This window comes from Planctomycetota bacterium, from assembly GCA_038746835.1.
Taxonomy (GTDB): Bacteria; Planctomycetota; Phycisphaerae; order Tepidisphaerales; family Tepidisphaeraceae; genus JBCDKH01.
Map to the genome: position 1 here is coordinate 1 of JBCDKH010000160.1, position 8620 is coordinate 8620.

Annotated in this window: 6 protein-coding genes and 1 tRNA gene; 2 read left to right on the plus strand and 5 right to left on the minus strand. The window is 64.7% G+C overall.

The window, feature by feature from the left end; translation table 11 throughout:
- The 5 genes from AAGI46_13435 to rny form a co-directional block, all read right to left on the minus strand.
- Window positions 1–836: DUF4914 family protein (locus tag AAGI46_13435; protein MEM1013207.1), on the minus strand; the 836-nt coding region annotated here is incomplete at its 3' end.
- Between the two features lie 138 nt (window positions 837–974).
- A complete protein-coding gene (locus AAGI46_13440; GenBank protein MEM1013208.1) occupies window positions 975–2324 on the minus strand; it encodes an N-succinylarginine dihydrolase in 1350 nt (449 codons plus the stop codon).
- A complete protein-coding gene (locus AAGI46_13445) occupies window positions 2321–3751 on the minus strand; it encodes a succinylglutamate-semialdehyde dehydrogenase (protein ID MEM1013209.1) in 1431 nt (476 codons plus the stop codon). Before AAGI46_13445 ends, AAGI46_13440 begins: the two co-directional genes overlap by 4 nt.
- A 55-nt stretch (window positions 3752–3806) precedes the next feature.
- Window positions 3807–3879: transfer RNA gene (locus tag AAGI46_13450), tRNA-Leu, on the minus strand.
- A 13-nt stretch (window positions 3880–3892) separates the two neighbouring features.
- Window positions 3893–5470, minus strand: coding sequence for a ribonuclease Y (gene rny, locus AAGI46_13455; GenBank protein MEM1013210.1), 1578 nt, complete (start codon window positions 5468–5470; stop codon window positions 3893–3895).
- A 454-nt stretch (window positions 5471–5924) separates the two neighbouring features.
- Between rny and AAGI46_13460 the strand changes: the two genes are divergently transcribed.
- Window positions 5925–7742, plus strand: a complete 1818-nt coding sequence (locus tag AAGI46_13460; protein MEM1013211.1) for an endo-1,4-beta-xylanase — start codon at window positions 5925–5927, stop codon at window positions 7740–7742.
- A 241-nt stretch (window positions 7743–7983) separates the two neighbouring features.
- A partial coding sequence (locus AAGI46_13465) for a glutamate synthase subunit alpha (GenBank protein MEM1013212.1) occupies window positions 7984–8620 on the plus strand: 637 nt, incomplete at its 3' end.

Genomic DNA, 8620 nt, shown 5'->3' on the forward strand with positions numbered 1-8620 from the left:
GCGCCTTCGTGCATGAAGACGGTCGCGTTGTCGTACGGCGTGGTGACGCGGACGGTCGAGCAGTGGGCGGTGACGAAGTCGTCCCGCTCGCCCAGGTTGAGCAGCATGCCGTAGATGCCCTTCTTGGCGGACGGGCCCGGGTAGAGGTTGTAGCTGAAGAGCTCGTGGAGCTCCTCGCGTCGGTTGTGAACGACGATCTGCTTGCCCTCGAAGTGCGTGTGGCGGAACGGCGGGGCGACGTAGACGATCGCCTCGTGCCAGTACTTGTCGCCCATCGCCATGATCTCCTCGACCGGCACGATGCCCTGCAGCATCGCCAGGCCCAGCGCGAAGAAGCCGGCGTTGGCCGGGGCGATGGCGATGCCCGGCAGCGTGTGATCGAGCTGACCAGCGTTGAAGAACAGGACGGCCAGATCCTGCGTCTTGAGCCACTCGAACGTCTCCTGACGGACAGGCTCGAAGGGCTGGTCGAACCGCTGTTCGTACGTCGGCTTGTCGGTCTGGCCCTGGTCGCCGATGACCATGCATTCGGCATCACGGCGGCGCATGTACGGCTCGACGTAGTTGGCCGAGACGCCGTTCTTGACGCGGCAGACCTTCAGCTCTTCTACCTCGCCCCGGCCGGGTACGTCGTACGCGACGGTGAAGTAGCCGTCGGGCGAGACCTTGTCGGCCGGCACGGAGGCCTGGACGAGTTCCTCAACCGACGATGCGAACATCACCGATGGTGCGGCCTTGAGGATGTTCTGCGCGGAGTCGCTGAGCGAGATTTTGGACAGGACGTCGTCGACCGTGATGGTCTTGGCAGGCTTGAGATGAGAGGTGTCAGTGGTCATAGCAGTCGCTCCGTCGTTGGGGTGTTGGGAACGCGAGCAAGTCGTATAAATAAATGTCCTGCTGCTGCCAAGTGCCACACCCCGGGCGATCTGCCACAGTGACGCGATGCCACACCCCACGGACCCATCAACACGCGCTCAAATGACCGGCAGCTGCAGAACCTCACGCAGTTCGTCCAGCGCCGCTTCCGACTCGTGATACAGCCGCACGTCGGCGAGGTCAGCGGGTGTGAGATGGTCGCGGTAGTGGCGATTTACCCAGTCGACGAGCGTCTCGTGCAGCTGCGGCGTCCAGAAGACGTTGCCCCGCACGGCCGCCCGCTCTTCGTCGCTGAGCACGACCCGCAACCGCAAACACGCCGGCCCGCCTCCGTTTTTCATGCTCTGCCGAACGTCGACTCGGATGGCCTGCGTGATTGGATTGTCCTCCCGCAGAATCCGCTCGATGGCGGCTTTGGCGGCGGGGACTTCGTCGCACTCGGCGGGGTATATGAGAGCCTTTGCCGAAGCCGCTGCACTGAGTTCGACAAGCTGCGAATTGAAAAGGTAGGACCGCACCGCGTCGGTGAGCGGGAGCTCGTCCTCGCTGATAACGATGAGATGCGAATCGCGATCGAGAACAGACACTCGCCGCGTGCCGATTGTGACGATCTCTGCAATTGCGTCGTGAGCCGCAAACGCCGCTTCGTGGGCTAAGAGGACGAACTCCGATCCGACACAGATGACGTCATTATGGAAAACGCCGGACGCGATCGCTTGTGCTGACTGCCGAACAAAAACTGTCGAATCAGGCTCTAGCCCATGCTGTTCTGCGATCGCCTTCGACGCCTCTTTGACCTGACGCGGAAAGAACCGGCTCGTCGCTGAGGTCGAAGAGTGGTCAGCAGAAGCTCGTCCGAAGGCGAAAAGCGAGATTCCACAGTCGTGATGCCACCTGGCAAGCCGTGTGTGGTTCGCGGCACCCTCGTCGGGTAGCGTCGACGGCAGTGGAGGATGCACTTCAAAAAACTCCTCGTCCTCGAACAAGTGCTGAAAGACGCGGAGTCGCTCGAGTGATTCGAGCGCTCTGTGCCGCTGGCTCGAGAGATTCGCAATGGTGATATGGACGCGGTCGTCGCCGGTGTCGTTCGAACACGACACCGTCGCGGCGTTGGCGGCCCACATGGCTGATGCGCTCGACGCGATCGCCAGGTTCCGCCGACCCTCGTCGCCGGCTTTGGCGGCGTTTTCGAGCAGTTCCGCCGGGTCGCTGCCGTAGCCGCACGACCGCAGATACCCCAGATGCGGCCGGCGCTGTGGTGGCAGGACGGCCTGCGGGACGCCAAGCTCAGCAAGCAGCTTCATCTTCGCCAGCCCCTCCAACGCCGCCGCCTTGGGCGAGCTGACGTGGTCCTTCGATGCCATCGACGCCAGGTTCCCGCTGCCGAGGCCGGCATAGTTGTGCGTCGGGCCGACCAGGCCGTCGAAGTTGTACTCGCGGTACGTCATTCGGCTTCCAAGCTGGCGACGGGCGTCATGCAGTAGTCGATCGCCGTCGCGCCGGCTGGGCGGAAGTTGCCGCTGCGTCCGACGCCGCCGAATGGGAGGGCGCCGCTCGCTCCAGTCAGGGGACGGTTCCAGTTGATGCAGCCAGCGTCGACGCTCGAGGCGAACCGCTCGTAGTCGTCACGCTCTCGACAAACGATGCCAGCGGCGAGCCCAAACCGCGTTCGCTTGGCTTCTCGAATTGCGTCTTCCAACGAGTCGACACGAATCAGCTGAAGCAGCGGACCGAAGACTTCCTCGTCGGGTGCGTCGATCCCCGTGACGTCGAGAAGTCCTGGAGAAACGACGGTTCTCGGACGCCGAAGCGGGAGCTTCGGGTTCTGCGTCGGGTCTGGCTCAGAACCCGAAGCTTCCGCTTCGGCGTCGAGACTGCATGTGACGAGCGACGTCGCGCCCGCATCGAGAAGTGCGCGTTGTGCTGCCAGCACCGAACGTGCTGCTTCCTCGGAAATGAGCGGTCCGACGAGGGGCTCTGGGCTGTCACCAGGGCGTCCGACACGAATCTGCTTGATGCCCGCTGCAAGTCGGTCGAGCAAGTCAGGTGGTGCCGCATTCGTCACGATGAGACGCCGGGCACACGTGCACCGCTGTCCGGACGAGATGAAGGCTGACTGGAGGACAAGGTCGATCGCTTCGTCAACGTCGCGTGGGTGGTGGGGATCGTGGACGACGATCGGGCTGTTGCCGCCGAGTTCGAGGGCGAGGATTTGGTCGTAGCGGAGGCGTTTGCTGATCGCCTCGCCCGCCGCCTCGCTGCCGGTGAAGAGGACGCCGTCGACGTCGCTGTCCACGAGCGCCTCGCCAGTCTCCCGGCCGCCTTGGACGATCTGAAGCACGTTGCTGGGCACGCCTGCTTCGTGGAACAGTGACGCAAGTCGCTCGCCGCAGGCCGGCGTGTGATCGCTCGGTTTGAAGACGACGGCGTTTCCCGCAAGCAAAGCCGGCACGATGTGGCCGTTGGGCAGGTGCATCGGGAAGTTGAACGGCCCGAAGACCGCGAGCACGCCGATCGGCTTGAACCGCAGCCGAGCCTTCACACCTGGTGAGACGTCGAAGACTTCCTGCTGTCGTTTCTGCCACTGAGTGATTGTGCTGGCAACCTTGCCCGGCAAGAGCTTCACCTCGCCGGCGGCGTCAGACGGCATCTTGCCGGCTTCGGTGGTCACCAGAGCCGCCAGCTCGTCGGCGTGTTGTTTTGCAAGCTCGGCGAACCGTTGCAAGACGGCGATCCGATGATCCGGACCCGCGGCGATCCACGTCGCCAGGCCATCACGCGCGATTGCGACGGCGTTGCGGACGTCATCGCGGTCCGTGACACTGCCTGACCAGACGACCTCGCCGGTGGCAGGGTTGTGCGAAGTCAGACGCATCGGAGATGAGGGTAGCGAAACGCCAGAAGTTGCCGCGAGCCTTCGGCTTGTTCAGTAGCCCCGGCGGGATTCGAACCCGCACTGGAACGATTTTAAGTCGTCTGCCTCTGCCGTTGGGCTACGGGGCCGGTGGGCGCGATGCTACCGCGCGAGTTCCACGCTGCGGGTCTCGCGGAGGACCGTCACCTTGATTTCGCCGGGGAAGTTGACGTTGTCGGCGATGGCCTTGGCGATGTCACGCGCGAGCTTCGCACTGCCGCCGTCGTCGACGGCCTTGGCGTCGGCGATGACGCGGATCTCGCGGCCAGCGTGAATCGCGTACGCCTGCCGAACGCCCTTGAAGTCGGCCGCCAGCTTCTCGAGGTCTTTGAGCCGCTTGACGTACCGCTCCAGCGATTCGCGACGTGCACCGGGCCTGCTCGCACTGATCGTGTCTGCGGCCATGATGATCGGCGTCAGCGGCGTCGTCGCTGGCACGTCGCCGTGGTGAGCGGCCGCGGCGTTGACGACGGCCTCGGGCTCGCCGAGTTTTCTCAGCAAGGCCGCACCGAGCTCCGCGTGCGAGCCTTCCGACTCGTGATCGAACGCCTTGCCGATGTCGTGCAGCAAGCCGGCCCGACGTGCGAGCGTTCCGTCGAGGCCGAGCTCGTCCGCCATGACCTGTGCGAGGTGGGCGACTTCCAGGCTGTGCTTCAAGACGTTCTGCCCGTAGCTCGTGCGGAAGTGCAGTCGGCCCAGCAGCGGATAGAGCTGCCGCGGGATGCTGATCGCGTGGCCGTTGTGGGCGGCCTGGTTGCCGAGGTCGATGAGCTGCTCGTCCATCTCGGTCGTCGCTTCGTGGACGACTTCCTCGATTCGGCCCGGGTGGATGCGGCCGTCGCCGACGAGCTTCTCGAGGCTCACGCGCGCGATCTCGCGTCGCACCGGGTCGAAGCATGACAGTCCCACGACGCCCGGCGTGTCGTCGATGATCACGTCCACGCCTGTCGCCTTCTCGAACGATCGAATGTTCCGGCCCTCACGGCCGATGACGCGACCTTTCATCGCGTCGTCGGCGAGCTGGATCGTGCTGACCGTGTGGTCGGCCGTCTGCTCGGCGGCGTACTTCTGGATGGCCTCGAGCAGGATCGTCGTCGACTTGGTCTTGGCCTCGTCCTGAGCCTGTTCGAGGCTTTTGCGGATCATCTCGCCGGCTTCGGTCTGGCAGTCCTCGCTGATCTGCTTGAGGAACATCTCACGAGCGTCGGCCTCGGTGAGTTTGCTGATGCGTTCGAGCTGGCGCTTGCTTTCGCACCGCTCGTCGACCAGCTCCATCCGGATGGCTTTGACCTCTTGCTCGACGTCGCGGATTTCCTCTTCCTGCTGCTTCAGCTGCTCGTCGCGACGTTCGAGTGTTTCGACCTTCTGGTCGAGTTCGTGGGCCCGGCGATCCAGGGTGAGCTCGCGTGCAGCAGCAGCACGCTCGGCTTTGGCGGCGTCGAGCTCAGCACGGTTGTGAACCTCTTCGGCCTCGTCACGGAGCTTGAGCGACTCCTGCTTGGCTTCGAGTTCGATCTGCTTGGCGTTGTTTTCGGCGCGGGTCGTGGCCTGGGCGATGATTCCGTCGGCTTCGCGGCGGGCCAGTTCGGTCAGACGGCGACCCAGGATTCTCGAGGCGACCAGCAGCCCGATCGTTCCGATCAGTCCACCGACGCCTAGGCCGATGATGAAGTAGAGCATGGCGACCTTCCCAAATCTCCCGCGATGGACGCACTTGTGGCGCGTGTCGCGGACGGATCAAGGGTCGGTGTCGTGCCGGCAAGACGGGTTTGGGATGTGATTCGGCAGAAGTTGGGGACTCTGCAGACGGACAGGCGAAAGGCACCCGAACACGGCACCTCGTCCACGTCGGCCGGTCGCTCGGCAGCAGTTGTGGTCGTGGCATCGTGCGGGAGGTTGGTTGCTTGCTAGCGAAACACCGACGCCGAGTGGACGATCCGAGCGATCCACCCGACGGCCGACGGCCACGACGGAAAAGGGCGTCCGAGCTTCCCGAGACTCAGCGAGCGCAGGATGGCGTTGAACACCGCCGCCGGGCCGACCGGCTGACGCCATATTGAACGTCCGCCGAATCGACGGGGCAAGCGCCGCCCCGCGAGTTGGCCCCGAGTCGCACAGCCGCCAAGAGTCCCGTGTGAAAACGACCCTCGTCATCTGGCTGGTTCTGATGGTCGCGCAAGCGGCTCTTGGCGACACGACGCGTCTGCGTGTCGTTGCGCAAGTCGATGACAGCCAGCCGGCTGACGAGGCGATACAGGTCGACTGGGACGCCGATGCGGTGGCCGTGACGCGGCAATCAGACATCGACACGCCCGCTGCGGCGATCGGACCGGTTTTGCGGATCGAGGGTGCTGCTGAGCCGCAAGACACCTGGCGTGCCCAGATTCGCATTCCGACGCAAGTCGCGATCGAGCGAGGCGATTCGCTCGTGGCTGAGGCATGGCTGCGCGGCCGAAACACAGACGGAACCGAACCTTACGTGTTCCTGCTGTTCGAGTCGGATCAGCCGCACTACACGAAGAGCATGCAACACAGCGTGGCGGTGACCTCTGAACGCTGGACGCGCGTCACTGTGCCCTTCGAGGTCGCCCGGACGAGCGACGTCGGCCAATCACGGCTTGCGCTCCGCGTGACATCGCCGCTGGACCACCTCGAAGTCGCAGGGTTCCGGGTCATCGAGCGAGGCGGCGGCGACGTCGATCCAACGCCCGCGACCTATCCGGGCATCGGACCCGACGCATCGTGGCGCGAGCAAGCCAAGCGACAGATTGACCAGCACCGCAAGGCGGAGCTGACCGTCCGAGTTGTCGACACTGCCGGCAAGCCGTTGCCGGATGTCGAGGTCGAAGTCGAGATGACGCGCCACGCGTTCCCGTTCGGGACGGCCGTCGCGGCACCGACGATCCTGGACGACTCCGATGACGCCGACCGCTATCGCGAGATCGTTCGGACGTGGTTCAACTACGCGACGATGGAGAACGCGCTCAAGCAGCCCGTGATCGACAGAAACGGCATCGAGCCAGCGATCGAAGCCATGCGCTGGCTGGACGACAACGGGCTCGCGATCCGAGGCCACACGCTGGTCTGGCCGAGTTTGAATCGTTCACACCATCTCGGCGATGTCGGCGAGGAGTACCGCGAGCGGGCCGCCGTCGACGAGGACGCCGCGACAGAATGGTTGCGTGCCAAGCTTCATCAGCACGTCGTCAAGACTGCCATGCGAACGCGCGGAATGGTCGTCGGGTGGGATATCGCCAACGAGGTCGCCAACCTGCGCGACATCATGGAAGTCCTGGGTGACGACGACACGAGCGACGACGCGCTGGTCGAGCTCTTCCGTCTTGCCCGTCAGGCCGACCCGTCAGCGGAGCGGTACGTCAACGATTACGGCATCGTCGTCGGCGACGGTACACAGCATGAGGTGCGTGCCCGCTACCTGAAGCAGATTGCCAATCTTGTCGCTGCGGGCGAAGCGCCGGATGCGATCGGCGTGCAGAGCCACTTCTTTGGCCATCTGACCGGACCACGTCGGGTCTGGGCGATCCTCGATGAGCTGGCCGCGTCGGGCGTGCCGATCGAGATCACCGAGTTCGACGTCGGTGCAGGAGATGAAGAGTTGGAAGGGCAGTTCGCACGCGACTTCATGACCGCCTGCTTCGCCCATCCGGAGGTTCGGGCCTTCGTCGTCTGGGGTTTTTGGGAAGGTCGACACTGGAGGCCGCGGACGGCCATGTTCCGCCGAGATTGGTCGCTCCGGCCCGCTGGCGAGGCCTGGCAGGATCTTGTGCTCGATGAATGGTGGACCCGCGAAACCGTCTCTACCGACCCCACCGGCACAGCGACGGTTCGAGCCTTCCTGGGCGACTACGTCGTCCGCGTCGGTGGCTCCGAAGTCGTCACAACGCTCCCAAGCGAGGGTCGCACGCTTCGCATCGAACTCGTGTCTGAGTGAGCGCGTGCTAGTCGAACTGCCCATGAAGCCGTGGGCATCGCTTCGCTCAACCCAAGGCTTCGTTTGCTCGAACAGCAGAACGAGCCGCTTTTTGGGTTCGCTCGTGATTTGACGCTCCCGGCGCGATCATCGCGTAAACTCGCGACCCATCCGCATGTCGCACCGTCACCACCGGTCGGCACACATCTCGGTCGCCACCGGGCACTCGTCGACCGCCGTCGCGTGCCGCAAGGACGTACGCATGCCCCAGACGCCGACCTCGCAAGCCCGCAGCCGCACGTTCGAGCCCGTTGCCGAGGGTCTCTACGACCCCCGTTTCGAGCACGACAACTGTGGCTTCGGCTTCGTGGCCAACGTGGCAGGGCGGCGATCGCACAGGCTCGTCACGCGGGCGCTCGAAATGCTCACCAACATGGAGCACCGCGGCGGATGCGGGTGTGATCCGGGCAGCGGCGACGGCGCCGGCGTACTGGTCGGCATGCCAGACAGCTTCCTCCGGCGGGCCGCAGGCGAGATCAAGATCGACTTACCACCGGCTGGCGAGTTCGCGGTCGGGATGATGTTCCTGCCGCAGGACACCGTCCAGCGGCGAAAGTGCGAGCGGCTCTTCGAGCGCGTGCTGGCCGACTACGACATGCAGGTCATCGGTTGGCGCGACGTGCCGACGAACAACCACAGCCTCGGCCACGATGCCAAAGAGGCCGAGCCGACGGTCCGCCAGGCGTTCGTCGGCATGCGGCGCAGCTTCTACGACCGAGGCGACTTCAACCGCCGGCTCTACCTGGTCCGCCACCGCGTAGAAAACCACGGCGAGTTCGGCGACGCCCGCGACTGGCCCGATGCGGTCAAGGAGCAGTTCTACCTCTGCACGCTCAGCA

What these genes read in the sequence shown, in the direction of transcription:
- AAGI46_13440 (MEM1013208.1), bottom strand. Translation starts at nt 2,324, where the DNA reads ATGACGTACCGCGAGTACAACTTCGACGGCCTGGTCGGCCCGACGCAC.
- AAGI46_13445 (MEM1013209.1), bottom strand. Translation starts at nt 3,751, where the DNA reads ATGCGTCTGACTTCGCACAACCCTGCCACCGGCGAGGTCGTCTGGTCA.
- rny (MEM1013210.1), bottom strand. Translation starts at nt 5,470, where the DNA reads ATGCTCTACTTCATCATCGGCCTAGGCGTCGGTGGACTGATCGGAACG.